Raw genomic sequence first — 25,639 nt, forward strand, 5'->3', positions numbered from 1 at the left:
GCCCCGGTCGATCGACCGGGGCCCCTCCGTCGTACAGGTGCGGATCAGGCGGTCTTCTGCTCGCCCGGGCCACGACCGCCGCGGGCGTCCCGCGGGATCAGGGTCGGGTTGACGTTGGAGAGGACCACGTCCGCCGTGATGACCACACGGGCCACGTCCTTGCGGGAGGGCACCTCGTACATGACCGCCTGGAGGACTTCCTCCATGATGGCGCGCAGGCCGCGGGCGCCGGTCTGGCGCAGGATGGCCTGATCGGCGATGGCCTCCAGCGCCTCACGCTCGAAGTCCAGCTCCACGCCGTCGAGTTCGAAGAGCCGCTGGTACTGCTTCACCAGGGCGTTGCGCGGCTCGATCAGGATCTGCAGGAGCGCCTCACGGTCCAGGTTGTGGACCGAGGTGATCACGGGCAGACGGCCGATGAACTCGGGGATCATGCCGAACTTGACCAGGTCCTCGGGCATGACGGCCTCGAACTGGTCCTTGGACTCCAGCTCGCGCTTGGAGCGGATCGTCGCGCCGAAGCCGATGCCCTTGGCGCCGGCCCGGGTCTCGATGATCTTCTCCAGCCCCGAGAACGCGCCGCCCACGATGAACAGCACGTTGGTGGTGTCGATCTGGATGAACTCCTGGTGCGGGTGCTTGCGGCCGCCCTGCGGCGGCACCGAGGCGGTGGTGCCCTCCAGGATCTTCAGCAGGGCCTGCTGCACGCCCTCGCCCGACACGTCGCGCGTGATGGAGGGGTTTTCACTCTTGCGCGCGACCTTGTCGATCTCGTCGATGTAGATGATCCCGGTCTCGGCCTTCTTGACGTCGTAGTCGGCCGCCTGGATCAGCTTGAGCAGGATGTTCTCGACGTCCTCGCCGACGTATCCCGCCTCGGTCAGCGCCGTCGCGTCGGCGATGGCGAACGGGACGTTCAGCATGCGGGCGAGGGTCTGCGCGAGGAGCGTCTTGCCCGAGCCGGTGGGGCCGAGCAGGAGGATGTTGGACTTCGCCAACTCGATGGCGTCCTCACGGCCTTGGCCGCCGCCGTTCTCGCCGGCCTGGACGCGCTTGTAGTGGTTGTACACCGCGACCGACAGGGCCTTCTTCGCGGGCTCCTGGCCCACCACATAGCCCTCGAGGAACTCGTAGATCTCGCGAGGCTTGGGGAGTTCCTCCCAGCGGACCTCGCTCGTCTCGGCGAGCTCCTCCTCGATGATCTCGTTGCAGAGGTCGATGCACTCGTCGCAGATGTACACACCGGGCCCTGCGATGAGCTTCTTGACCTGCTTCTGGCTCTTGCCGCAGAACGAGCACTTGAGCAGATCGCCGCCGTCACCGATGCGTGCCACGGTGTGCTTCCCCTTCGCCTGGGAGACGACTGGACGCTTACGAATCCAGCGGCTCCTGGTGCTGCCTTATTCCGACGGTACCTTGCCTGGCCCCCCGTTCGGGCCCCCCTTGGCACGGTTCACTGCGACGTGGACCGTGTCACACCGTACCGAGGGGGGTCCGAACCGGACGACCTCGTGCGTCAACGCAGGTTGTCGTTGTTCATCTTCCGGGTGGAGATGATCTGGTCGATCAGGCCGTACGACAGCGCGTCCTCGGCCGTGAGGATCTTGTCGCGCTCGATGTCCTCGCGGATCTTCTCGATCGGCGTGGTCGAGTGCTTGGCCAGCATGTCCTCCAGCTGACCGCGCATCCGGAGGATCTCGTTGGCCGCGATCTCCAGGTCCGAGACCTGGCCGCGGCCGGTCTCGCTGTACGGCTGGTGGATCAGCACGCGCGCGTTCGGCAGCGCCATGCGCTTGCCCGGCGTGCCGGCGGCCAGCAGGATCGCGGCGGCGGAGGCCGCCTGGCCCATGCAGACCGTCTGGATGTCGGGCTTCACGAACTGCATGGTGTCGTAGATCGCGGTCAGCGCCGTGAAGGAGCCGCCGGGGCTGTTGATGTAGACGGAGATGTCCCGGTCCGGGTCCATCGACTCCAGGCACAGCAGCTGCGCCATGACGTCGTTGGCGGACGCGTCGTCGATCTGCACGCCGAGGAAGATCACGCGCTCCTCGAAGAGCTTCGCGTAAGGGTCGTACTCGCGGATGCCCTGGGAGGTGCGCTCGACGAAGCGCGGGATGACGTAGCGGGACTCGGCGCGGGGGCCGGTGTATTCGGCCTCGGTGCGGGCGTAGATGCCGCTGCCGGGGAAGTCGTTCACGGTGTCTCCTGGAGAGAGGGCTGGGGCGGTGGACTGAAGGGGCTGGAGAGGGGCGCCGACGGCTTCCGAGGGGCCCCGGGCCCCCGCTGGGAGGCTCCGGGTGGCCCGGGGGCCCCGAAGGGCTTCCCGGGCCTCCGGGAGGCCTCAGCGGGCTCCTGGAGCCTCGGAGGGGTCAGGGACTCAGGGGGCTCCGGGGAGCGCCCTGGACGGCCCTGCCGCCGTCAGCGGCGACCCTCAGGCCGCCCCGGTACCGCCGCCGCCCGGCATGCCGGCGGCCGTGGGGATGACGTCGTCGATGAGGCCGTACTCCTTGGCCTCGAAGGCGTCGAACCAGCGGTCGCGGTCCGAGTCGCGGGTGACCTGCTCGACCGTCTGGCCGGTGTGCTGCGAGGTCAGCTCGGCCATGCGCTTCTTGGTGTGCAGCAGCCGCTCGGCGTGGATCTTGATGTCCGAGGCCGACCCGGCCAGGCCCGCGGAGGGCTGGTGGATCAGGATCTCGGCGTTCGGCAGCGCGAAGCGCTTGCCGGGGGTGCCCGCACTGAGCAGGAACTGGCCCATCGAGGCGGCCAGGCCCATGGCGATGGTCACCACGTCGTTCTTGATGAACTGCATGGTGTCGTAGATCGCCATACCGGCCGTGATGGAGCCGCCGGGGCTGTTGATGTAGAGGTAGATGTCCTTGTCCGGGTCGGCGGCAAGGAGCAGAAGCTGTGCGGTGATCTTGTTGGCGATGTCGTCGTCGACCGGCTGGCCGAGGAAGATGATCCGCTCGCCGAGCAGCCGGTTGTAGACCTGGTCGCCGAGGCCACCACCGATGGAAGGCTCGCCGGCGGCGGAGGGCATCAGATTCGTCACGTATCCACCTGCTCGTCTTACGACGGCGCCGGGCCGTCTCACGTGTACTGCCGGGGGCAACGGGGACTCCCCTGCCCTCGTATTCATGGACCCTAACGCGCGGGTCCCTTCGGGGAATCCCGGAGAGCTGGGTGTTCGCCGGGGGCGTAGCCCGACGGCTTCGGCCACGAGGCGGGCACCGGTCGTGTTCCGGCCGCGCGCGGGCGTCGGGCGCTCGCGCGCTTCCCTCGCCCCCCGGGGAGGACGACGGGCCCCGGGACAGAAGTCCCGGGGCCCGTCGTGCCTGCTTCAGGAACGGCTCGAGGCTCAGGCCTCGGGCTTCTCCTCGGTCTCGGCAGCGGCCTCGACGGCCTCCGCGGTCTCCGGGGCGTCCTCGGCCTCGTCCTCGTCGTCCAGGTCGATGACCTCGCCGTTGGTGTCCTTCACCGTGGCGGACTCGACGACCGTGGCCAGCGCCTTGCCGCGGGCGACCTCGCCGACGAGGAGCGGAACCTGGCCGCCCTCGACGACCGCCTGCGCGAACTGGTCGGGCGACATGCCGGAGGAGGCGGCACGGCGCATGAGGTGCTCGGTGAGCTCCTCCTGGTTGACGTTCAGCTTCTCGCGCTTGACGAGCTCGTCGAGCACGAACTGGGTCTTGATGCCCTTGACCGCGGCCTCACGGGTCTCGGTCTCGAACTCCTCGGCGGTCTTGCCCTGGATCTCCAGGTACTTGTCGAGGTCGAGGCCCATCTGGCCGAGCTGGTGGTGCTCCAGGTTGTGCTTGCGGGTGTTGACCTCGTCCTCGAGCAGCTTCTCGGGGACGGGCACCTCGACGAGCTCCAGCAGCTTCTCGAGGACGCGCTCCTGGGCCTGCGTGGCCTGGTCGTACTGCTTCATGTTCTCGAGGCGCTTGCGGCTGTCCGCCTTGAGCTCGTCGAGGGTGTCGAACTCGGAGGCGAGCTGCGCGAACTCGTCGTCCAGCTCGGGGAGCTCGCGGGCGGCGACCTGGGTGACCTTGACGGTGACCTCGGCCTCCTTGCCGGCCGCCGAGCCGCCCTTCAGCTCGGAGGTGAAGGTGGTCTCGCCACCGGCCTCCAGGCCCTTGACGGCCTCGTCGATGCCTTCCAGCAGCTCGCCGGAGCCGATGGTGTACGAGACGCCGCTGGCGACGCCGTCCTCGAGGACCTCGCCGTCGACCTTGGCCTCGAGGTCGACGGTCACGACGTCGCCGTCCTCGGCGGCACGCTCGACCGGGGAGGTCGAGGCGAAGCGCTCGCGGAGCTGCTCGACCGACTTGTCGATGTCCTCGTCCGTCACCTCGACGGCGTCGACCTCGACCTCGATGGAGGAGAAGTCCTCGGGGAGCTCGAGGGCGGGACGGACGTCGACCTCGGCGGTGAAGTTCAGCGTCTCGCCGTCCTTCAGCTCCGTGATGTCGACCTCGGGCTGACCGAGGACGTCGATCTCGGCCTCGTTGACCGCCTCGGTGTAGAACTTCGGAAGCGCGTCGTTGACGGCCTCCTCCAGCACGGCGCCACGGCCGAAGCGCTGGTCGATGACCCGGGCGGGAATCTTGCCCTTGCGGAAGCCCTTCACCGTGACCTGCTGGTTGATCTTCTTGTACGCCGCGTCGAGGCTGTCCTTGAGCTCCTCGAAGGGCACCTCGATGCTGAGCCGAACCCGAGTCGGGTTCAGGGTCTCCACGGCGCTCTTCACGGTTCGGTCTCCTTGGGGGCTGACATCTTGGTTTCCGCCGGAGCCAGACCGGCTCCCGCAAATTCGCCGCCCGGAGGACTTCAGGAAGAGACACACGGGCGTGCAGCTTGCATAGTAACGGCAGCAGGGACACGCCCCAAAGGCGATCAAGCGAGGTGGCCGCGAATACGGCCTGCGAGGGCGGACGAGAACCGCGGTACTGGTCGGGGTGGCGGGATTTGAACCCACGGCCTTCCGCTCCCAAAGCGGACGCGCTACCAAGCTGCGCCACACCCCGTCTGGTGCGACACGTAGGGTACATGCCCGCAGGCCGTCCGACCGCCGCATTTACCGGGCGTCGGGGCGGCCCGCGACGCGGCGTGGAAAGGCGGTGTGCGACAGGGGGCGCGGACCCGCTACGATGCCTGCAGTGCCGCGGTCGGCTGACCTGCGGCGCGTCGTGTGCGGGCGTAGCTCAATGGTAGAGCACTAGTCTTCCAAACTAGCTACGCGGGTTCGATTCCCGTCGCCCGCTCTGTACGACGAAGGCCCGGGTGAGAGGTCGGTTTCCCTCTCCCCGGGCCTTCGTCGTTCCCGGGGGCCGCTCCCGCCCCTCGCGCCCGGTCGCCGGGCTCAGAAACTGATCGAGTTGATCGTGTCGGCGAGGGAGTCGAGGAAGCGGTTGATCGACGGGGCCATGCCGGTCGAGGCGAGGAAGAAGCCGAACAGGATGGCGACGATCGCCGGGCCCGCCTTGATCGACCCGCCCCTGATCAGAACCACCAGGATGATCGCCAACAGCAGCACCACTGACAGTGAGATGGCCACAACTGATCACACACCCTCGGTCGGTCCGCACTCCCGAGACCATCGTGCCACCAACCCGGCCCACCTATGCGGTCCGTGACGCATCATCGCGCGGCGGGTCGGCCGCCGTAGCGCCGCGGGTCATTCGGATCACATGCCGACGCATGTGTCGGCAGCGGGAATTGGGGAACTCCGTTTCCGTGTCCACACAATGCCTGCGCAGTTATTTCGAATTGCGGCCGCAACTGCGACACCTTGCGTCAACTACCGGCCCACAACCGGCGTTATGCACCTTTTAGTCGGGATGAAGTGTGACATCACGGACGACCCTGTGCTCTGTCCCGCTCCGCCGGCCGTTCCGCCGAAGAGCAATATCGAGGAATGACCAGGGGCGTTTTACGAATAGCCGCGCACGACGCTAGGGTGCCTCAAATGTTCCACGCCGCCTCGTCTCTCGTTCCGAGCACGCGCTCGTCCCCGAACCAGAACGACCAGCACGACCAGGAGGGTCGGCGCGGTCCGCACGACCGGTCCCGGGACAGATCCGCCGCGCGGCCGGCCCCGAGGCCTCCCGCGCGGCGCGACGCGTTCTTCGACAACGCCAAGTACCTGGCGATCGTGCTGGTGGCCGTGGGGCACGCCTGGGAGCCGCTCAAGGGCGACAGCCGCGTGCTGCAGGCGGCGTACATGTTCGTGTACACGTTCCACATGCCGGCGTTCATCGTCATCTCCGGCTTCTTCTCCCGGAGCTTCGACGGCAGCCCCGACCGGCTCAAGCGCCTGATCACGGGCGTCGCCGTGCCGTACGTCGTCTTCGAGACCGCATATCCGGTCTTCCGGCGCTACGTCGACCACAACCCGGCCCAGGAGATCAGCCTTCTCGACCCCTGGTACCTCACCTGGTTCCTGGTGGCGCTGTTCGTCTGGCGGCTCACCACACCCGTGTGGAAGCTGGTCCGGCATCCGCTGCCGCTGGCGCTGGGCCTCGCGATGCTGGCGACCGTCACCCCCGCCATCGGCGACGACCTGGATCTCCAGCGCGTCCTGCAGTTCCTGCCGTTCTTCGTGCTGGGCCTGTGCCTCAAGCCCGAGCACTTCCGTCTGGTGCGCCGGCGCCGGGTGCGCATCGCGGCCGTGCCGGTGTTCGCGTTCGCGCTGGCCTTCGCCTACTGGGCGGTGCCGAGGATGAACGTGTCCTGGCTCTACCACCGCGACTCCGCCCAGGAGCTGGGCGCCCCCTGGTGGGCCGGGCCCCTCATGCAGCTCGCCCTGTTCGGCTGCTCGCTGCTGCTGACGGCGTGTTTCCTCTCCTGGGTCCCGGGCCGCACGATGTGGTTCACGGTCCTCGGCGCGGGCACGCTGTACGGCTACCTGCTGCACGGCTTCCTCATCAAGACCGCCGACTACCGCGGCTGGTTCGAGCACCCCGCGCTGCACCGGCCGCTCGGGGAGATCGCCGTCAGTGTCGCCGTGGCCGTTGCCGTCACCCTGTTGTGCACCCCGCCGGTACGACGGGTCTTCCGGTTCGTGATGGAGCCGAAGATGGAGTGGGCGTTCAAGCGGGACGCCGCCCAGCTCGCCCGCGAGCGCGAGAAGGGCGAGCGCGGGAAGGGCGTGGAGGGCGAGCGGCCCGAGGCGGGCCGGGTGCGCGAGGAGGACCAGAAGGTCGCGGGCGGCGTCGGGGGCTGAACAGCCGCAGGTCCGTCCCGGCCGCCGGGTACGGCACGACCGTCCCGAGCCGCCGGGTCGCCGTCCGCCGGGGCTCATCCCGGGGGCTCATCCCGGGGTGATGTTCCGGGGAGGTCTTTGGGCAGGCGTGGCGAGGCCGAGGAGTGCGCGCATGCGCGCGTACTTCTCCGTCAGCCGTGCGCGGGTGGGGGCGTCCAGGGCCGCCAGCCGGGCGGGGTCCGCGTTGTGGGCCAGGTCCGCCTCCTTCACCAGCAGGGCGCCCGGCGTGGCCAGGACGCGCGCCGCGTACGCCTCGGGCGTCTCCCCCGCCCTTTTGGTCAGGGCGAGGACGACGGCCTTCGTGCGGTCGCTCAGCGCGGCCGCCGCCAGCCAGGCCTCGGTCAGGGCGTCGTCCTCGACGGCGTCGTGCAGCCAGGCGGCCGCGATCTGCTCGGCGTCGCCGCCACGCGCGCGTACCCCCTCCGCGACCGCCTGGAGGTGTTCGGCGTAGGGGCGGCCCGCCTTGTCGGTCTGCCCCTCGTGGGCGGCGCGGGCGACGGCCTCGACCTCGGACTCGGTCAGCACGGCGTTCCCCTCTCGGGAGAGCTCACCGTTTCAGGGGAGCTCGCGGGTTCAGGACAGCGCCGCGGACTGGGTCGTCGGGCCCTCGTGGCAGATCAGCAGCAGGGCGCGGTCGTCGTTGACGTCCTTCGCGACGGCCTCGATCAGGTGCCAGGCGGCGCCCTGGAAACCGCCGGCGACATAGCGGTCGGCCGCGCCGGTGAGACGGTCGATGCCCTCGACGATGTCCCGGTCGGAGGTCTCCACCAGGCCGTCGGTGAAGAGCATCAGCACGTCGCCGGGGCGCAGCGAGCCCTTCACCGGGTCGAACTGCGCGCCGTCGTACACCCCGAGGAGGGGCCCCTCGGCGGCCTTCTCCTCCCAGCGGCCGCTGCCCGCGCTGAGCTGGAGGCCCGGCGGGTGACCGGCCGAGTAGAGCTCGTAGTCGCCGGAGTCGAGGTCGAGGACGAGGTGGATGGAGGTCGCGAAGCCCTCGTCCCAGTCCTGGCGCAGCAGATAGCCGTTGGCGGCCGGGAGGAAGGCGTGCGGGGGCAGGGAGCCGAGCAGGCCGCCGAAGGCCCCCGACAGCAGCAGCGCGCGCGAACCGGCGTCCATGCCCTTGCCGGAGACGTCGGTGAGGACGACCTCCAGCGTGCGGCCGCCGTTGGTGCGCGCCGCGACGACGAAGTCCCCGGAGAACGACTGGCCGCCCGCGGGCCGCAGCGCCATCTCGTGGTGCCAGCCCTGCGGCAGGCCCGGCAGCTTGCTCTGCACGCGAATGCGTTCCCGCAGGTCGAACAGCATGGTTCCGCCGCGCCGCCAGGGCACGCCGACCCGGCTGCGGAACTGGGCGATGAGCAGCCCGAAGAAACCGCATGCGGCGACCACGAGCACCACGCCGGGCGTGACCCGGGAGGGGCCCTCCGTGTACGGGCCCAGCCGCACCGACTCCACGATGAGGGCCGTCGCGGCCGCCGCGTACAGCCCGAGCAGACTCGACGGGCGCAGCAGCAGGCCGCCGGTGACGATCGGCAGGACGAGCGCGGCCGGGGAGCACCACACCGAGTTGGCGAGCGTGGTGGCGGCGATCAGCGGGACGGTGAGCAGCAGGAAGGCGAGCGCGATCCAGTCCGAGCCGTCACCGCGGAAGTAGTCGACGGCGCTTCTGCGCACGCCGGTGCGGACCCGGTGCATCAAGTGCTTCAACCGGGCCGTCAACGTCTCGGCTTCCGCGCGCCGCTGTCGTCCTGCTGCCATTAGTTCGGGACCCTATCCATCCAACCCGCCGCTTGGCACGGGAGGTCCCACTTGTCCCCCGTCCGAGGTTCGCCTTCACAGTGAACGTCACGGAAAGCGCTCCCGCCGCGAAGAGGGCGAAATTGCCTGGCCCGACCCCCACCGGAATGCTACGCATGAGCCCATGACGAGTGAGGCGGATCACGGCGCGGCGGCACGGGCGGCGACGACCGACATGCGGGTGCTGCGGCAGGACGAATGGGACACGTGGTACGACGCTCTGGTGCGCGCCTTCGGCGGGGTCCCCGAGTCGCTCGAGGAGCGGGAGCTTTACCGGGCGCTCACCCCGTACGACCGCTGCCTCGGCGTGTGGGACGGCGCCGTGTGCGTGGCGACGGCGGGAGCGTACGACTTCCGGCTGACGGTGCCCGGCGGGGCGTCGACGCCGGTGGCGGGCGTGACGATGGTCGGGGTGAGCGCGACGCACCGGCGGCGCGGGATCCTGACGTCGATGATGCGGCGGCTGCTGGACGACACGCGCGCGGAGGGGCGACCGCTCGCCGTGCTCACCGCCTCCGAACCGGACATCTACGGACGGTTCGGGTATGCCGCGGCGACCTTCGGGCTGCATGCGGAGATCGACACCAGCCGGGTGCGGCTGGCCGTCCCGGACGGCGCGGACGAGGTCCGGCTGCGGTACGCCGACCCCGCTGCGGAACTCATGGTGTGCGAGGCGGTGTACGCGCGGACGGTGCCCGGCCGGGCCGGGATGCTGGCGCGGCGGCCCGGCTGGGAACGGCTGGGCCTCCTCGATCCGGAGAGCGAGCGGGGCGGGGCGTCGCCGCTGCAGTGCGTGCTCGCCGAACGGGACGGCGAGGTCACCGGTTACGCCCGGTTCCGGGTGCGCCCCGAGTGGCGGCACAGCGGGCAGAACGGGCGGGTGCTGCTCCAGGATCTGACCGCGGTCGACGCGCCGTCGCAGGCCGCGTTGTGGCGGTTCCTGTTCGGGATCGACCTCACCGCCTCGCTGGAGGTGCGGGGGCGGCCGGTGGACGAGGGGTGGCGGCATCTCGTGTCCGACGTGCGGCGGTGCGAACTGCGGGTGCGCGACGCGTTGTACGTGCGGCTCGTGGAGGTGGGCGCGGCGCTGGAGGCACGGACGTACCAGGCGCCGGTGGATGTGGTGCTGGACGTCGAGGACGCGTTCTGCCCCTGGAACTCGGGGCGTTGGCGCCTCTCCGGGGACGTCAAGGGCGCGGTGTGCTCGCGGACGACCGATGAGGCGGACCTCGCGCTGTCCGTAAGGGAGTTGGGGGCTTCCTACCTCGGCGGGGTGAGTCTGGCGGCGCTGGGCGCGGCCGGACGGGTGCGGGAGATCAGGCGAGGGGCGCTGGCGGAGGCGGCACTGGGGTTCGGAACGGTCACGGCGCCGTGGCTGCCGCACGGGTTCTAGCCCTGACGGCCGCCCAGCACCGCGGCTTCCCGTACCGCGGCTTCCGTACCGCGCGGCTTCCCGTACCGCGGCTTCCCGTACCGCGCGGCTGACCGTGCTGCGGCTTCCCGTACCGCGCGGCTGACCGTGCTGCGGCTTCCCGCACCGCTGCTTCCCGCACTGCGACGGCGCCGAGGGGCGGGCAGCCCTCGGGTCCCGGCGGGTTCAGGTGTCCGGCGCCGCCTGGGGGACGGTCAGCCCTTCTGGCAGGTCGGGCACCAGAAGAGGTTGCGGGCGGCGAGGTCGGCGGTGCGGACGGCGTCACCGCACAGGTGGCACGGCTGGTGCGCACGGCGGTACACGTACACCTCGCCGCCGTGGTCGTCGACGCGCGGCGGGCGGCCCATCGCCTCCGGGGTGTGCTCCGGGCGGACGGTGTCGATGCGGTTGTCGCGGACGCCCTGCCGCATGAGGGCGACCAGGTCGGACCAGATCGCGTCCCATTCGGCGGGGGTGATCGTCCGGCCGGCGCGGTAGGGGTCGACGCGGTGCCGGAAGAGAACCTCGGCGCGGTAGACGTTGCCCACGCCGGCGATGACCTTCTGGTCCATGAGGAGCGCGGCGATCGTCGTACGGCTGCGGGAGACGCGGGCGTACGCGGCCTGCGGGTCGGCGTCGGCGCGCAGCGGGTCGGGGCCGAGCCGGGCGTGCACGGCCTGCTTCTCCTCGTCCCCGATGAGGGCGCAGGTCGTGGGGCCCCGCAGGTCGACGTAGGAGGCCGGGGCGGCGAGGCGGAGCCGGACGGTGTCCGTGGGCGGCGGCGCGGGGGCCGGACCGAAGGTGACCTTGCCGAACAGGCCCAGGTGTATGTGGACCCACCGGTCGGCGGTGAAGCCGAGGAAGAGGTGCTTCCCGTGGGCCTCGGTGCGGGTCAGGGCGGCGTCGGCGAGGAGGGCCGCCGACGCGGCGAACTTGCCCTGGGGACTGCTCACTTGCAGGGGCCGACCGGTGAAGCGGGCGTAGTCCTGCGCCAGTCGGTGGATCGTGTGGCCTTCCGGCACCGGTGTGTTCCTTCCCCGCCCCGGGCTCCCCGGGATCGGTCTCGCCCACCCGCCGGGTCCGGTCGGGTGGGCGGCGCCTTCCGCCTGCGGCCGGAGGGTTACTGCTGGGGGTGGTGGGGCGGGACGGGGGGCAGGTCGCCCGTGGTCTCGTAGTCCGCCAGCATGTCGATGCGGCGGATGTGACGCTCGTCCTCGGAGAACGGGGTGGCCAGGAAGGTCTCGACGAACTTCGTCACCTCGTCCTGGGTGTGCATGCGCGCGCCGACGGCGACGACGTTGGCGTCGTTGTGCTGGCGGCCGAGGGACGCGGTCTCCTCGCTCCAGGCCAGCGCCGCACGGACGCCCTTCACCTTGTTGGCGGCGATCTGCTCGCCGTTGCCGGAGCCGCCGATCACGATGCCGAGGGAGTCGGGGTCCGCGGCCGTCTTCTCCGCCGCGCGGAGGCAGAAGGGCGGGTAGTCGTCCTGGGCGTCGTAGATGTGGGGCCCGCAGTCGACCGGGTCGTGACCCGCCGCCTTGAGCCATTCGACGAGGTGGTTCTTGAGTTCGAAGCCGGCATGGTCCGAGCCGAGATACACGCGCATGGGACGAGTGTGACATGGGGGCCGCGGGGTAGCAGCCCCGGGTGCCGCGTCTGGAAACGCACATCAATGCCGTGGAAGCTCAGGAAAACCTCAAGTAACAATCTGGAATCAAAGGTTCCTGAATTCATTTGCCTCGGATTCACTGGACCGGCTCGTAAGCCCCCCACCACACGATCCCCCTGATTCCCCTCACGCGGCGCAAAGGAAAGACATCCCCATGACTTCGCAGCCGACCCTCGCCAAGGCCGGACCCGGCCCCGGAGGCACCGGAGAACCCGGTGCCGGACTTCAGGCAGGTCTCAAGAACCGGCATCTGTCGATGATCGCCATCGGCGGCGTCATCGGCGCCGGGCTGTTCGTCGGTTCCAGCTCCGGCATCGCCACCGCCGGGCCGGGCATCCTGCTCTCCTACGCGCTCGTCGGCACGCTCGTGGTGCTGGTGATGCGCATGCTGGGCGAGATGTCCGCGGCCAATCCGACCTCCGGTTCCTTCTCCGCGCACGCCGACCGCGCGCTCGGACGCTGGGCGGGGTTCTCCATCGGCTGGCTGTACTGGTTCTTCTGGGTCGTCGTGCTGGCCGTGGAGGCGACCGCCGGGGCCAAGATCCTCGAGGGGTGGATGCCCGCCGTTCCCCAGTGGGGGTGGGCGCTCATCGTGATGGTCGTGCTGACCGCCACCAACCTCGTCTCCGTCGGCTCCTACGGCGAGTTCGAGTTCTGGTTCGCCGGCATCAAGGTCGTCGCCATCGGCGCGTTCATCGTGGTGGGCGGGCTCGCCGTGTTCGGCGTGCTCCCCGGCGCCGACAGCGACAAGGCCGGCCTGGGCAACCTCACCGGGCACGGCGGCTTCCTGCCCAACGGACCCGGCGCGATCCTCACCGGCGTCCTGCTCGTCGTCTTCTCCTTCATGGGCAGCGAGATCGCGACCCTCGCGGCGGGCGAGTCGGAGAACCCGCAGCGGGCCGTCACCAAGTCCACGAACAGCATCATCTGGCGGATCGGCGTCTTCTACCTCGGCTCGATCTTCGTCGTCGTCACGCTCCTGCCCTGGGACGACCCGTCCATCAAGGAGCAGGGCTCCTACGTCGCCGCCCTCGACTCGCTCGGCATCGCGCACGCCGGCCAGATCATGAACTTCATCGTCCTGACGTCCGTGCTGTCCTGCCTCAACTCCGGGCTCTACACGGCTTCCCGCATGGCCTACTCGCTCGGTGAGCGGGGCGACGCGCCGAAGGCCTTCGCCCGGACGACGCGCCGTGGCGTCCCCCTGGCCGCGATCGTCTCCTCCGTGGTCTTCGGCTTCGTCGCCGTCTTCTTCAACTACCGGTTCCCGGACTCCGTCTTCCTCTTCCTGGTGAACTCCAGCGGCGCCGTGGCGCTGTTCGTCTGGCTGGTGATCTGCTTCTCGCAGCTGCGGATGCGGAAGATCATCCAGGCCGAGGCGCCCGAGAAGCTGGTCGTGAAGATGTGGCTCTACCCGTATCTGACCTGGGCGACCGCCGCACTCATCGTCTTCGTGCTCGGCTACATGCTGACCGACACCGAGGGCGAGAGCAGCGGGCGGACGACGGTGCTGCTGTCGCTGCTCGTCGCCGCGGTCGTGGTCGCCATCGCCGTGGTGAAGGAGCGGGGCGCGGGGGCGCGGACCGGCCGCTCCCCCGCCGGCCACGCCGACTCCGCGGCCGGCTCCTCCGCCTCCGCCGGCTCGCGGGCCGACAAGGTCTAGCGGGCCCCGAGCGGCCATGACAGGGGGTTCGCTCCGGCGGCCCCCTGTTCGTCGCGTTCGGGCTGCGTTCAGCGCCGACCCGTCCGCTCCGTCCCGCCCGCTCCGACCCGCCCGCTCCGACCCGCCCTCGCCGCACTGATCCGTCCTGCCCGCTCCGCTCTGCCCTGTCCCCTTCCGCCCGCTCCGCTGCCCTCTCACATCAGCGTGAAGCTGTCCTTGACGGTCTCGTACGTCTGCAGGGCCTCCGCCTCCGCCCCGGGCCGGTACCAGGTGTTGATCTGGTAGGACTTCCCGCTCTCGTCGAAGCCCAGCAGCCGGGCGTGCCAGGGGTCTCCCCGGAGGGTGAAGGCGTACTCCCAGACCACCGCCGGCCGGCCGCGGAACGTCGTCTCCTCCAGACGGATCTTGCGGTAGTCCCGGCCCTGGCGGGCGTTCTCCTCGGAGGTGCGCCAGGCGTCCATCAGGTCGCCGTGGGCCAGCGAGGACTTCGCGACGAGTTCCTGGGCGCCGTCGGGCGACGTGTAGTGCACCTCCGAGCCCGTCTTCACGTCCCGCCGCCAGCCCTTGGGCGTCGCCCATGCGTAGCCTCCCGCCTCCGCGTGCGTGCCCGGCGGCAGGCTCGGCGGCCGGAACGTCCCCTGCACCGTGGGGGACGCCGTTCCCGAGCCGGACGGCGAGTGGGCCGCGGAGCCGGTGGCGCGCGCGGTGGCGGTGACGGTGGTGGTGACGGCTGGTGGGCCGGACGACTTGCCGCCGGCCCGGACCGCGCCGTCCCGTGCACCGGGGATCGTCGCCAGCACGACCGCGACGACCGCACCGACGGCGGCGACGCCGAGGGCGGCGAACAGGCCGGCACGCCGACGGCCCGCCCGTCCGTGCGGCCCCTGTCGGTGCTCCTGCCCGTGCCCCCGCGCCGGTGTCCGTGCCGGTGCGGGTTCGCGTGTCCGCCGCCGAAGCCGTTCCCGTGTCCGCTCCGGCGCGCGTGCCGCGCGAGGTTCCTCGGGCGCCGGGGAGACGCTCCCGTCCGGGAAGGACCTGTGTTCCGTGACCGCCTGGGAACGGGCTAGGGAGACTCCGGAACGCGGCGGCGGGGCGCCGGCCGCCATCGTCGGCGTGGGGCGGGGGACGGCGATGGGGACGAGGAGGGATTCCAGGGCGGGGAGAGTGGGACGGGCCGCCGGGTCCTTCTCCAGCAGGGCGGCGAGGACGGCTCGCAACGGACCTGCTCCGGCGGGGAGTTCGGGCTCCTCGTAGAGCACCGCGTGCAGCGTTGCCAGTGTGGTGTCGCGGGCGAAGGGGGAGTGGCCGGCCAGCGCCGCACAGAGCGTCGCGCCCAGGGACCACACGTCGGACGGCGGACCCTGCGGCCGGCCGGAGATGCGCTCGGGGGCCATGTAGTCGGGGGAGCCGACCAGCATGCCGACCATGGTCAGCGCCTTCGCGTCCTGGACGGCGGCGATGCCGAAGTCCGTGAGGACGACCCGCCCGCCGCCGGGGTCCCCCCGCTCCCGCGCCTGTCCGCCCCCGCCGGCCGCCCCGCTCTCCACCAGGACGTTGCCCGGTTTGATGTCCCGGTGCAGGACACCCCTGCCGTGCACCTGACTCAGGGCGGTGACCAGGCCCAGGCCGATGCGGGCGGCGGCGAGGGGGCTCAGCGGGCCCTCCTCGGCCGTGATCCTCTCGAGCGAGCGCCCGACGACCAGCTCCATGACGATCCACAGCCGGTCGCCCTCGTCGACGACGTCATAGACGCGGACCACGTTGGGGTGGTCGATGCGCGCGGTGGCCCGGGCCTCGCGCAGGGTGCGTTCGCGGCGGGTGCGGGTGTCCTCGGAGCCGAGGCCGTCGATACGCATCTCCTTCACCGCGACCTGCCGGTCGAGCACTTCGTCGACGGCCCGCCACACCCGCCCCATTCCCCCCTGGCCGATACTCTCGGCCAGCCGATAACGCCCGGCCACCAGCAGCCCCGGGAAACCACCGCTCCCCGCACTCCCGGCATTCTCCCCACCCCCTGGAATCCCTGGCTCTCCTGAATTCCTCCCATTCCCCGGACCCCCCGCGCCTCCCGAATCTCCCGCGCTTCCCGAATCCCCCGCGCTTCCCGAATTCCCCGGCAATCCGCTGCACCCCCTCCCTGGCCCGGCCCCTGAAACGCAATAGTCACACTTAGCGCCGTACCAGCATAGTGCGGAGAAATATTGTGGTACCTCTTCAAGTACTGCGAATTCAGGCGCAGCCAAGGGGGGCGAACATGAGTTCTCGTCGTGCGACGACCGCCGTCGGATCGCTGGTCGTGGCATCCGTCTCGGTCGTGCTGACCCTGTCCTTCCCCGCCGGGGCGGACGACCCGGGGCCCGGGAGCGGCAAGGGGGGAAAAGTCGTCGACGTGGCGCCCGCGGGCGTGCGGACGACGACGTCGCTGCCGGAGAGGATCTCGGTCGACAACAGTTCCGGGAAAACGTCCATCACCGCCACGGTGAAGAACGAGGGGACCCAGGACGGCGATCAGATAAGGCTTTTGGTCGTCGGTTTCGACGGCCTCACGGTCAAAAGCGTTCAGGGCTGTGACGCGATCGCAGCGAAAGACCTGCCGGAAGGATCCAACAGCGGTTTCTCCTGCCCCATCGGCCATCTCGCGGCCGGCGCGTCGAAGTCCTATGCCGTCGACGCGACCTTCGACCTCAAGAAGACCGGAAAGATCTGTCTTCCCGTCCAGACGGGCGACGGCAAGAAGACGTACTGGCAGCAGGGCCCGGTGCCGTTCGGCACGACGAACCCGTCGCCGAACGCGCCCGCCACCCCCCTGCTTCTCGGCACCGACAACGCACCCGTGGGCCCGGGCGGCGACGAACTGCCGAAGACCGGCGTCGGACGGGACCTGCTGCCGCTCGGCGCGGCCGGGTTGTCGCTGCTCATGGCGGGTGCGGCCGGACTGTGGTGGTCCCGGCGGCCGGCCGGGGCGAGGGCTGACTGAACGCCGAAGGGTCGCAGAAAAAGCAGAAGAGGTCCGCCGGGGCCGTCGTGGGACGACCCGGGCGGACCTCTTCCGCACCGCACCGGCCGGAATCGCCGGCCGGAATCGCTTGCAGGGTCTACCGCTTGACGAGCTTCCACGCCGTCGGCAGCAGTCCCATCGCCAGGGCCGCCTTGAGCGCGTCCCCGATCAGGAAGGGGGTGAGGCCAGCCGCGATCGCCTGGGAGGCGGAGAGGTCGGCCGCGTAGGCCAGGTACGGGACGCCGACGGCGTAGACGACGGCCTCGCCCAGCAGCATCGCGCCTGCCGTGCGCAGCACGGAGCGGTCGGCGCCGCGGCGGGCGAGGGCGCCCACGACGGCCGTCGCGACGATCATGCCGAGGATGTAGCCGAAGGAGACGCCGATGCCGGAGGCGCCGTCGGCGAACCACGGCACGCCGGCCAGGCCGGCCAGCGCGTAGACGGCGAGCGAGGAGACTCCGCGACGGGCGCCGAGGGTCGTGCCGACGAGCAGCGCGGCGAAGGTCTGGCCGGTCACCGGAACGGGACTGCCGGGGACCGGAACCGCGATCTGGGCGGCGAGTCCGGTCAGCGCGGCGCCGCCGAGTACGAGCGCGATGTCCCGGACACGGGAGGCCGGGAGCAGGTCGGCGAGGACCTGTCCGGGGCGTGCGGGGGTGGCGGCGGCGGTGCTCATGGGGACTCCGCGGTGATCGGGGGCGGATCGGGACACGGCGACGCTATCCCAGCCCTGTTGAGCCGCTCACCGTCAACGCTCGACAAAGCGGGCGACCACGGCTTGGTGGGCTCCACACAAAGGATGCCGCTTACACCGGGTTCGAGGTGACGCCGATCACTGAGGTGGGGATGTTTCGCTCACCTTTCCGCCTGCGACGGGATTGTGAACTCCCGCCAACGAAATCCTAGTGGTCTGGTGGGATTCACGGTCTCTGCCCTACGATTTCAGCCATGCTCGCCCTCGCCCAGTCCAGAAACCTCACGTCGCGTCGCTATGTCGACCTGCGACGCCAGGGCACGGCCACCTGTCGTCGGCCGGTCTGAGGCGCGGTCGCTGCGCGCCTCGGCTCCCGAGACGTGTCAGCCCCGTTCCCGAGGACGGCCACCATGCCCGCTTCCCCCGCCCTTCTTCCCGCCTCCCCCGTGTCCCGGGTCGCCGACAGCGACCGGCGGCGCACCAGCGCCAGCGTGATCCTGCGCTCCGTTCTGGAGCACGGGCCGGTGGCGCGTTCCGCCATCGCCCGGCTGACGGGACTGTCTCCGGCCGCCGTCACCGACCACTGCTCCCGGCTCACCGCACTCGGGCTGCTGCGGGAGTCGGCCGCGCCCCGGACGTCGAACGGGGTCGGCCGGCCGCACGTCCCCGTCGATCTGGACGACTCGCGGTTCGTCGTCGGCGCCGTGCACGTCGCGGTGCCGTACACCACGGTCGCGCTGCTCGACCTGCGTGGACGGGTGCTGGCGCGACGGGAGTCGAAGCACCGGGGCGTCGGCCCGCACCAGGTGCTGAGGCGGGCGGGCGAACTGCTCGCGACGCTCCTCGCCGACGCCCCGGACAGTCGCCCGCTGGGCGTCGGGGTGGCCGCAGGCGGCTGGGTCGACCGGGACTGCGGGACCGTCGTCGAGCACGCGCTGCTCGGCTGGCGCGACGTGCCGGTGCGGGAACTCCTCGAGGCGCACACCGGGTTGCCGGTCCACGTGGACGGGCACGCACGGGCGCTGGTCAACGCGGAGCGGCTGTTCGGGCGGGCCCGCGGCAGCCGCAGCCTGCTGCATCTGTTCGTGGGGAACGTGGTCGACGCCGCGTTCGCCACCCATGACGAGGTGCACCACGGGCCGCGTTCGCAGGCGGGCGCCATCGCGCATCTGCCGCTGGCCGGCGGCGCTCAGCCGTGCGACTGCGGACGGACCGGCTGCCTCCAGGCGGAGCTGAGCGAACGGACGTTGTGCCGGCGGGCCCGTGCCGCGGGGATCACCGACGGCACGAACCCGATGCATGTGGTCGCGGCGGCGCAGGCCGGGAACCCGGCGGCCGTCGGGCTGCTGCGCGAGCGGTCGCGGATGACGGGGCGGGCGGCGGCGCTGCTGCTCGACGTCCTCAACCCGGAGCGGGTAGTGGTCACCGAGGTGGGCGCGCTGTACCGGGCGGACTGCCTCGCCGCGCTGCGCGAGGAGGTGGGGGCACACCGGGCGGCGTGCGTCGCGCCCAGCAGCTTCCCGGACTCCGTGCTCGCCGTGGCCGGCGGCGCGGTGGTCCTGGACGTGCTCTACCGGGACCCTTTCGTCCTGCCGTCACAAGCGACTTAATTCAGAAACTCCGAATATTGACACCCTTCACCGAGGGACGGGAAAATCATTCCATGAGCTGTCGCACTCTCTGTTGCTGACGCCCCCGGCGCGCCGGGCGCGCCCTTTCCCGCCCTTCCCTCCGGCGTTTCCACCCGCCGTTCCGCGCACCGTCCGCGCATCGCCCGTCCCATGAATACGTCCCCTCGAGCGGGACGGCCTTTTCGGGACGGCTCCCTGAATTCCGCATGCCTTTCCGCTGCTTTCCCCTTGGGGGTCCTGCTGTGCCTGCCACCTATGACCGACGCGTCTTCCTCACCTCTCTGCTCGGCGCCGCCGCCGGTGTCGCGGGGCTCAGCGGCTGCGCCGAGAGCAGTGCCGCAGCGAGCGGGAAGGGCGCCTCCGCGGCCCCGCTCGCGGCCAAGGTGCCCGCCGGCACGAGCCTGAAAATCGCCTCCTTCCAGAACGTCCAGCAGTTGCAGTTCAAGCTGGCGAAACTGCCGGCGCTGCCGTTCGAGGTGTCGGACTGGCTCAATATCGGGGCCGGCCCCGATGTCATCAACGCATTCCGCGCGAAGTCACTGGACCTCGCCAACAACGCGGGAATCCCGCCGATCCAGGCGCATTTCCAGGGATTCGACGCGAAGATCGTCGCGATCAACATCACGCGCAAGCCGAACTATCTCTTCGCCACCAAGCCCGGCAGCGACATCCGCACCGTGGCGGACTTCCGCGACAAGAAGCTGGCGTTCTCGCAGGGGCAGGCACAGGGCGTGGTCCTGCTGCGGGCGCTGAAGGAGGCCGGCCTGAAGCACGACGACGTGAAGCTCGTCCCGCTGACCAGCAACCAGTTCCTCACCGCGCTGCAGTCCGGTCAGGTCGACGTCGCCCCGCTCGGCAACAACCAGGCGCCCGCCTACCTCCAGCAGTACGCGTCCAAGGGCGCCCGCACCGTCACCACCGACGTCGTCGACCTGCTCAACCTGCTGTGGGCGCCGGTGTCGGTGCTGAACGACAGCGCGAAGGCGGCCGCGGTCGCCGCGTACATCCCGCAGTGGGCGCAGGGCCAGGTGTGGCAGTACGAGCACCCGGACGTGTGGAACGAGGAGTTCTTCGTCAAGACGCAGAACCTGAGCCTCGGCCAGGCCCGCGCGATCACCGCGCTCGCCAACAAGCCGCTGTTCCCGCCCAGTTGGACCGAGGCCATCCGGTGGGAGCAGGAGACCGCCGATCTGCTCGCGGAGGGCGGCTTCGTGAAGAAGTTCGACGTCTCCTCGCTCTTCGACCACCGCTTCGAGGGCATCGCCGCGAAGTCAGTAGCCGCCGAGTACCGGAAGTGACCGCCATGACCACCACCACGCTGAGCACGGCCCCCGTCGCCGCCGCCGAACCGGCGCCCCGCCGCCGCCGGCGCCGCAGCCTCTCCCCCGGCAAACGCCTGCCGGCCGCCCGTATGGTCGGACCGCTCGTCGTCCTCGCCCTGTGGGCCGCCGCCTCCGCCGCCGGTCGGCTCGACCCCGCGGCGATCCCCGCGCCCTGGACGGTGGTGGAGACCGGCGCCCGGCTGTGGAGCGACGGCACGCTCACCACCGACGTCCTCACCTCGCTGGAGCGCGCCGGATACGGCTTCGCGATCGGCCTGACCGCCGGCGTGGCGCTCGCCCTGGCGTCCGGGCTGTCCCGGACCGGGGAGGCGCTGATCGACGGGACCGTGCAGCTCAACCGGGCGATCCCGACCCTCGGCCTGATCCCGCTGTTCATCCTCTGGCTGGGCATCGGCGAGACCTTCAAGATCGCGATCATCGCGATCGTCGTCTACATCCCGATCTACCTCAACACGCATGCCGCGCTGTCCGGCATCGACCACCGGTTCGTCGAACTCGCCGAGGTGCAGGGGCTGTCGAGGGTGCGGTTCATCCGGGAGATCGTGATCCCCGGCGCACTGCCCGGATTCTTCGTGGGACTCCGGCTCGGCGTCACCGGCTCCTGGCTGGGGCTGGTCGTCCTGGAACAGATCAACGCCACCAGCGGCCTCGGCTACATGATGTTCCAGGCGCAGAACTACGGCCAGTCGGACGTCATCCTGGTCGGCCTCCTCATCTACGGCGTCTTCGGTCTGATCTCCGACAGCGCGGTCCGTCTCGTCGAACGGAGGGTGCTGTCATGGCGCCGCACACTGAGCAGCTGACCCGTATCGCCGCCGTCCGGCTGCGCGGTCTGACCCGGTCGTTCGACGGACGCACGGTCCTCGACGCCGTCGATCTGGACATCCCCGCCGGACAGTTCGTGGCCCTGCTCGGGCACAGCGGCTCCGGCAAGAGCACCCTGCTGCGGGCCGTCGCGGGCCTGGACCACTCGGTCACCGGGAGCGGAGAACTGACGGCTCCGGAGCGGGTCTCCGTCGTCTTCCAGGACTCGCGACTGCTGCCCTGGCGGCGGGTGCTGGAGAACGTGCTGCTGGGCCTCGACGGCAGGGAGGCCGAGCGCAAGGGGCGGGAGGCGCTCGCCGAGGTCGGGCTGAAGGGACGCGAGCGGGCCTGGCCCAACGAACTGTCCGGCGGCGAGGCGCAACGTGCCGCCCTGGCCCGCTCCCTGGTCCGCGAGCCCGAACTCCTTCTGGCCGACGAGCCGTTCGGGGCGCTCGACGCGCTCACCCGGATCAGGATGCACACCCTGTTGCGTGAACTCTGGGAGCGCCACCGGCCCTCCGTGCTGCTCGTCACGCACGACGTGGACGAGGCGATCGTGCTCGCCGACCGTGTCCTGGTCCTCGAGCACGGCCGGATCGGGCTCGACCTCGCCATCGAGCGGCCGCATCCGCGCTCGTACCGGGATCCGCTGCTCGGCGAGTACCGCGAGCGGTTGCTGGCGGCGCTGGGTGTGACGGCGGACGTCGGATGAGTCCGGCCGGCGCCCCGCCGGCGCCCGGCCGGCCGGTCCGCCTCCCGGGGGCTGCCGCCCCCGGACCCCAGCTTCGGCCCTGAACGGGCCTCGTCCTCGAACGCCGGACCGGCTGAGTCCTCCCGGCGTCCACTCCTCCTCAGACCGTCCGAAGGACACGCCATGCCCCGCCAGCTCCATCTCAACGCGTTTCTCATGAACACCGGTCATCACGAGGCCTCGTGGCGGCTGCCCGAGAGCGATCCGTACGCCCATGTCGAGCTGAGCCACTACGTCCATCTGGCCCGGATCGCCGAACGCGGCGCTTTCGACTCGCTGTTCCTCGCCGACGGGCCGCAGCTCTGGGGCGACCTGGCACAGCGGCCGGCCGGCTCACTTGAGCCGCTCACCCTGCTCACCGCGCTCGCGACGGCGACCGAGCACATCGGCCTGATCGCGACCGCGTCGACCTCCTACAACTCCCCCTACAACCTGGCCCGCAAGTTCGCCTCACTGGACATCATCAGCGGCGGCCGGGCCGGCTGGAACATCGTCACCACGGCCGGCGCGGAGGCCGCCCGCAACTTCGGCCTCGACGCCGAGCCCGCGCACGCCGAGCGGTACGCGCGGGCCGCCGAGTTCCTCGATGTGGCGCTGAAGCTCTGGGACAGCTGGGAGGACGACGCGATCGTCGCCGACAAGGCGTCCGGCGTCTGGGGCGACGACCGCAAGATCCACCCGCCCCGGCACCGGGGGACGTACTTCAGCGTCGAGGGCGCGCTCAACGTGCCTCGTTCGCCGCAGGGCTACCCGCTGCTGGTGCAGGCCGGCTCGAGCGAGGACGGCAAGGTGTTCGCCGCCCGGTACGCGGAGGCGGTGTTCACGGCCCAGCAGACCCTCGCCGACGCGCAGGCCTTCTACACCGACCTGAAGGCCCGTGCGGCGGCGGCCGGACGCGATCCGGACCACATCAAGGTGCTGCCCGGGATCGTGCCGGTGATCGGCTCCACGGAGGCGGAGGCGCGTGCGCACGAACGTGTCCTCGAGGACCACATCGTGTACGCGCACGGCGTCGGGCGGCTGGAGTCACTGCTTCAACTGGAGCCGGGCACACTGGAGTTGGACGCCGAGCTGCCCGCCGTCCTGCCGCCCGAGGAAGCCATCGAGGGCGCGAAGAGCCGCTACACGCTCGTGGTGGAGCTGGCCCGGCGCGAACGCCTCACCGTGCGGCAGCTGATCGGGCGGCTCGGCGGCGGCCGCGGGCATCTCACCTTCGCGGGGACGCCCGAACAGGTCGCCGACAAGATCGAGACCTGGTTCGGGCAGGGCGCAGCCGACGGTTTCAACATCATGCCCGCCGTCCTCCCCTCGGGCCTCGACGCCTTCGTCGACCACGTCGTCCCGATCCTGCGCGCCCGGGGACTGCTGCGCACCGAGTACGGCCCGCGCACGACCCTGCGCGAGCGGTACGGCCTGCCGCGTCCCGCCAACCAGTACACCGGCCCCGCACTCGCCGCCGTCTGACCAGCCGCCGTCCGACTCGCCACCGTCCGACTCACCGCCGTCCGACTCACCGCCGTCTGAAAGGACCCCCTCCCATGTCCCTCCACCTGCGCAAGCTCTCCGCGAACATCGGCGCCCACGTCAGCGGCGTCGACGTCGCGGGGCCCCTCGACGAGGAGACCCGCGCCGCCCTGCGCGAGGCGCTCAACGTCCACAAGGCACTGGTCTTCGACGACGTGAACCTCGACGACGAGAGCCAGCAGGCCTTCGTCCGTCACTTCGGCGACGTCACCACCGCCCACCCGACCGTGCCCGCCGTCGACGGCGCTCCGAACGTGCTGCCCGTCGACAGCGAGCGGGGCGTCGCCAACCACTGGCACACCGACGTCACGTTCGTCCTCAACCCGCCGCAGGCCAGCACCCTGCGCAGCATCACGATCCCGCCGTACGGCGGCGAGACCCTGATCGCCAGCTCGGCCGCCGCCTACCGTCAGCTGCCCGAACCGCTGCGCGCGCTGGCCGACACGCTGTGGGCGGAGCACACCAACGACTACGACTACGCGGTTCCCGCGGAGGACATCGACGAGGAACAGGACGCCCAGCGCGCCCAGTTCACCTCCATCAAGTTCCGCACCGCCCACCCCGTGGTCCGGGTCCATCCGCTGACCGGTGAACGCGGTCTGTTCATCGGCGGGTTCGCACAGCGGATCGTGGGGCTGTCGGTGGGTGAGTCGCGCAGGATCCTCGACCTGCTCCAGGCGTACGTCGTCCGGCCGGAGAACGTCCTGCGCCACCGCTGGTCGGAGAACCAGCTGGTGCTGTTCGACAACCGCATCACCCAGCACTACGCCGTCGACAACTACGACAAGCAGCAGCGCCGGCTGCACCGGGTGACCGCCGCCGGCGACATCCCGGTCGGCATCGAGGGCAAGGAGAGCTACGCGATCGAGGGGAACGCGGCGCACTACACGTCCGTCGCGGCCTGACCGCGCCGCGCACCCGGCGGCCGCGTCCCGTCGGAGGCTGATCCGGTTCCCGCCGAAGAAGGCCCTCACGGTGTACCCGTGAGGGCCTTCTTCGGCATGCCGGAGCGGCCCCGCGAGGACAGGACTCGCGGAGCCGCTCTCATGCCGTCCTCGTGCCGCGACGCAGTGGCGACGGTGGGCGTCTCGACGCCCGGACGGCGCGGGGGGTTCCCGCAGGACGCCGTCACGGGCGACAGTGGCCCGCATGGGTCTTCCGAAGAGGCGTTGCCCCAACTGCGGGGACACCGAGCAGCACTTCCGGCACCTGCACGACGCCGAGCGCGTCTACGCCCTCGGGCAGGTGCACCGCGCGGACGTCGACAAGTACCGGCGCTGCACCCGCCAGGGCTGTGTGCGGGTGCAGTCCTACTTCAACTGGAGGGCCGGCTTCGACCTCCCGGAGGAGTTCCGGACGCCGCCGCAGCCGGCCTAGTCACAGGGCCCGGACGCGGGCCCGGAGGCTCACAGGTTGCTGAAGTCGGGGCCCTTGGTGCGGGTGCGCTTGATCTCGTAGAAACCGGGGACCGAGGCCACCGCGAGGGTGCCGTCCCACAGGCGGGCGGCCTCCTCGCCCTGAGGGGCGGGGGTGACGACGGGGCCGAAGAAGGCGATCTGCTCGCCGTCGGGTCCGGGCACGGCGATGACGGGGGTGCCGACGTCCTGGCCGACCTTCTCGATGCCCTCCTTGTGGGAGGCGCGCAGCTGGGCGTCGAACTCGAAGTCCGACTGCTCGGCGTAGTCGATCAGGGAGGCGGGCAGGCCGACGTCCTTCAGCGCACCGGCGATGGCCTCCACGGTCGGGCCCTCGCCGTTGTTGTGTATGCGGGTGCCGAGAGCGGTGTAGAGCGGGCCGAGGACGTCCTCGCCGTGCAGCTGCCATGCGGCGGTGACCACGCGCACCGGCTGCCAGGCCTTGACCGCCAGCATCTCGCGGTACTCCTCGGGCAGCTCGTCGAGCTTGTTCTCGTTGAGGACGGCGAGGCTCATCAGATGCCAGCGGACCTCGATGTCACGGACCTTCTCCACTTCCAGCACCCACCGGGAGGTCATCCAGGCCCACGGGCACAGCGGGTCGAACCAGAAGTCGACGGGGGTCTTCTCCGACATGTCTCTCCCTAGAGATCCTCAGCAGGCACAGCTCTTCCG

The 25,639-nt window shown here is 70.8% G+C and carries 23 protein-coding genes and 2 tRNA genes; 12 read left to right on the top strand and 13 right to left on the bottom strand.

Annotation, left to right across the window (positions count from 1 at the left end):
• Positions 1-44 precede the first annotated feature (44 nt).
• The 5 genes from clpX to ACN6LD_RS19765 form a co-directional block, all read right to left on the bottom strand.
• Positions 45-1,334, bottom strand: a complete 1,290-nt coding sequence (gene clpX, locus ACN6LD_RS19745) for an ATP-dependent Clp protease ATP-binding subunit ClpX (protein ID WP_057574661.1) — start codon at positions 1,332-1,334, stop codon at positions 45-47.
• 182 nt (positions 1,335-1,516) lie between these two features.
• Positions 1,517-2,197 carry an ATP-dependent Clp protease proteolytic subunit gene (locus ACN6LD_RS19750; protein ID WP_057574660.1) on the bottom strand — a complete coding sequence of 227 codons (681 nt, stop codon included), beginning with the start codon at positions 2,195-2,197 and terminating at the stop codon, positions 1,517-1,519.
• 234 nt (positions 2,198-2,431) lie between these two features.
• Positions 2,432-3,040, bottom strand: coding sequence for an ATP-dependent Clp protease proteolytic subunit (locus tag ACN6LD_RS19755; RefSeq protein ID WP_057574659.1), 609 nt, complete (start codon positions 3,038-3,040; stop codon positions 2,432-2,434).
• 318 nt (positions 3,041-3,358) lie between these two features.
• Positions 3,359-4,750, bottom strand: coding sequence for a trigger factor (tig, locus tag ACN6LD_RS19760; protein WP_319195788.1), 1,392 nt, complete (start codon positions 4,748-4,750; stop codon positions 3,359-3,361).
• A gap of 200 nt (positions 4,751-4,950) precedes the next feature.
• Positions 4,951-5,027: transfer RNA gene (locus tag ACN6LD_RS19765), tRNA-Pro, on the bottom strand.
• Positions 5,028-5,193: 166 nt separating this feature from the next.
• On the opposite strand from ACN6LD_RS19765, the gene ACN6LD_RS19770 reads away from it, so the two are divergent.
• Positions 5,194-5,264: transfer RNA gene (locus tag ACN6LD_RS19770), tRNA-Gly, on the top strand.
• A gap of 98 nt (positions 5,265-5,362) precedes the next feature.
• Here ACN6LD_RS19770 and ACN6LD_RS19775 read toward each other — a convergent pair.
• Positions 5,363-5,557, bottom strand: a complete 195-nt coding sequence (locus ACN6LD_RS19775) for a hypothetical protein (protein ID WP_030779494.1) — start codon at positions 5,555-5,557, stop codon at positions 5,363-5,365.
• Between the two features lie 411 nt (positions 5,558-5,968).
• Here ACN6LD_RS19775 and ACN6LD_RS19780 point away from each other — a divergent pair, with 411 nt between their 5' ends.
• Positions 5,969-7,225, top strand: a complete 1,257-nt coding sequence (locus ACN6LD_RS19780) for an acyltransferase family protein (protein ID WP_445043869.1) — start codon at positions 5,969-5,971, stop codon at positions 7,223-7,225.
• 87 nt (positions 7,226-7,312) lie between these two features.
• On the opposite strand, the gene ACN6LD_RS19785 is transcribed toward ACN6LD_RS19780, so the two are convergent.
• Entirely contained in the window at positions 7,313-7,789 is a 477-nt protein-coding gene (locus ACN6LD_RS19785) for an HD domain-containing protein (RefSeq protein WP_445043870.1), read from the bottom strand.
• 48 nt (positions 7,790-7,837) lie between these two features.
• Positions 7,838-9,022: a PP2C family protein-serine/threonine phosphatase gene (locus ACN6LD_RS19790; RefSeq protein ID WP_319195783.1), complete on the bottom strand. Its 1,185-nt coding sequence runs from the start codon at positions 9,020-9,022 to the stop codon at positions 7,838-7,840.
• Positions 9,023-9,185: 163 nt separating this feature from the next.
• Between ACN6LD_RS19790 and ACN6LD_RS19795 the strand changes: the two genes are divergently transcribed.
• Positions 9,186-10,454, top strand: a complete 1,269-nt coding sequence (locus ACN6LD_RS19795) for a GNAT family N-acetyltransferase (protein ID WP_445043871.1) — start codon at positions 9,186-9,188, stop codon at positions 10,452-10,454.
• A 233-nt stretch (positions 10,455-10,687) separates the two neighbouring features.
• On the opposite strand, the gene ACN6LD_RS19800 is transcribed toward ACN6LD_RS19795, so the two are convergent.
• Entirely contained in the window at positions 10,688-11,494 is an 807-nt protein-coding gene (locus ACN6LD_RS19800) for an Fpg/Nei family DNA glycosylase (RefSeq protein WP_319195780.1), read from the bottom strand.
• A gap of 98 nt (positions 11,495-11,592) precedes the next feature.
• Positions 11,593-12,078 carry a ribose-5-phosphate isomerase gene (locus ACN6LD_RS19805; RefSeq protein WP_445043872.1) on the bottom strand — a complete coding sequence of 162 codons (486 nt, stop codon included), beginning with the start codon at positions 12,076-12,078 and terminating at the stop codon, positions 11,593-11,595.
• Positions 12,079-12,295: 217 nt separating this feature from the next.
• On the opposite strand from ACN6LD_RS19805, the gene ACN6LD_RS19810 reads away from it, so the two are divergent.
• Positions 12,296-13,804, top strand: coding sequence for an amino acid permease (locus ACN6LD_RS19810; protein WP_319198189.1), 1,509 nt, complete (start codon positions 12,296-12,298; stop codon positions 13,802-13,804).
• A gap of 194 nt (positions 13,805-13,998) precedes the next feature.
• Here ACN6LD_RS19810 and ACN6LD_RS19815 read toward each other — a convergent pair whose 3' ends face one another.
• Positions 13,999-15,720 (bottom strand): protein kinase domain-containing protein, encoded by a 1,722-nt coding sequence (locus ACN6LD_RS19815; protein WP_445043893.1) that lies wholly within the window; start codon positions 15,718-15,720, stop codon positions 13,999-14,001.
• Between the two features lie 338 nt (positions 15,721-16,058).
• Between ACN6LD_RS19815 and ACN6LD_RS19820 the strand changes: the two genes are divergently transcribed.
• On the top strand, positions 16,059-16,781 hold the full coding sequence (locus tag ACN6LD_RS19820) for an LPXTG cell wall anchor domain-containing protein (RefSeq protein WP_319195711.1): 723 nt from the start codon (positions 16,059-16,061) through the stop codon (positions 16,779-16,781).
• A 118-nt stretch (positions 16,782-16,899) separates the two neighbouring features.
• On the opposite strand, the gene ACN6LD_RS19825 is transcribed toward ACN6LD_RS19820, so the two are convergent.
• Positions 16,900-17,478 carry a biotin transporter BioY gene (locus ACN6LD_RS19825; RefSeq protein WP_319195713.1) on the bottom strand — a complete coding sequence of 193 codons (579 nt, stop codon included), beginning with the start codon at positions 17,476-17,478 and terminating at the stop codon, positions 16,900-16,902.
• Positions 17,479-17,906: 428 nt separating this feature from the next.
• Between ACN6LD_RS19825 and ACN6LD_RS19830 the strand changes: the two genes are divergently transcribed.
• The 7 genes from ACN6LD_RS19830 to ACN6LD_RS19860 all read left to right on the top strand — a co-directional run bounded on the left by ACN6LD_RS19830 (position 17,907) and on the right by ACN6LD_RS19860 (position 24,926).
• Complete coding sequence (locus ACN6LD_RS19830; RefSeq protein ID WP_319195715.1) at positions 17,907-19,106, top strand: ROK family protein; 1,200 nt, start codon at positions 17,907-17,909, stop codon at positions 19,104-19,106.
• Between the two features lie 227 nt (positions 19,107-19,333).
• The gene (locus ACN6LD_RS19835) at positions 19,334-20,425 is read left to right on the top strand and encodes an ABC transporter substrate-binding protein (RefSeq protein ID WP_319195717.1); all 1,092 of its coding nucleotides are present in this window, start codon (positions 19,334-19,336) and stop codon (positions 20,423-20,425) included.
• A gap of 5 nt (positions 20,426-20,430) precedes the next feature.
• On the top strand, positions 20,431-21,273 hold the full coding sequence (locus tag ACN6LD_RS19840; protein WP_319195718.1) for an ABC transporter permease: 843 nt from the start codon (positions 20,431-20,433) through the stop codon (positions 21,271-21,273).
• Entirely contained in the window at positions 21,249-21,986 is a 738-nt protein-coding gene (locus ACN6LD_RS19845; protein ID WP_319195719.1) for an ABC transporter ATP-binding protein, read from the top strand. Before ACN6LD_RS19840 ends, ACN6LD_RS19845 begins: the two co-directional genes overlap by 25 nt.
• A gap of 162 nt (positions 21,987-22,148) precedes the next feature.
• Positions 22,149-23,489, top strand: coding sequence for an LLM class flavin-dependent oxidoreductase (locus tag ACN6LD_RS19850; protein WP_319195721.1), 1,341 nt, complete (start codon positions 22,149-22,151; stop codon positions 23,487-23,489).
• 74 nt (positions 23,490-23,563) lie between these two features.
• Positions 23,564-24,454, top strand: coding sequence for a TauD/TfdA dioxygenase family protein (locus ACN6LD_RS19855; RefSeq protein ID WP_319195722.1), 891 nt, complete (start codon positions 23,564-23,566; stop codon positions 24,452-24,454).
• A gap of 244 nt (positions 24,455-24,698) precedes the next feature.
• Entirely contained in the window at positions 24,699-24,926 is a 228-nt protein-coding gene (locus tag ACN6LD_RS19860) for a hypothetical protein (RefSeq protein ID WP_319195723.1), read from the top strand.
• A 29-nt stretch (positions 24,927-24,955) separates the two neighbouring features.
• On the opposite strand, the gene ACN6LD_RS19865 is transcribed toward ACN6LD_RS19860, so the two are convergent.
• On the bottom strand, positions 24,956-25,600 hold the full coding sequence (locus tag ACN6LD_RS19865) for a DsbA family protein (RefSeq protein ID WP_319195724.1): 645 nt from the start codon (positions 25,598-25,600) through the stop codon (positions 24,956-24,958).
• Between the last annotated feature and the right edge of the window lie 39 nt (positions 25,601-25,639).

Source organism: Streptomyces sp. SAS_272 (genome assembly GCF_052543235.1).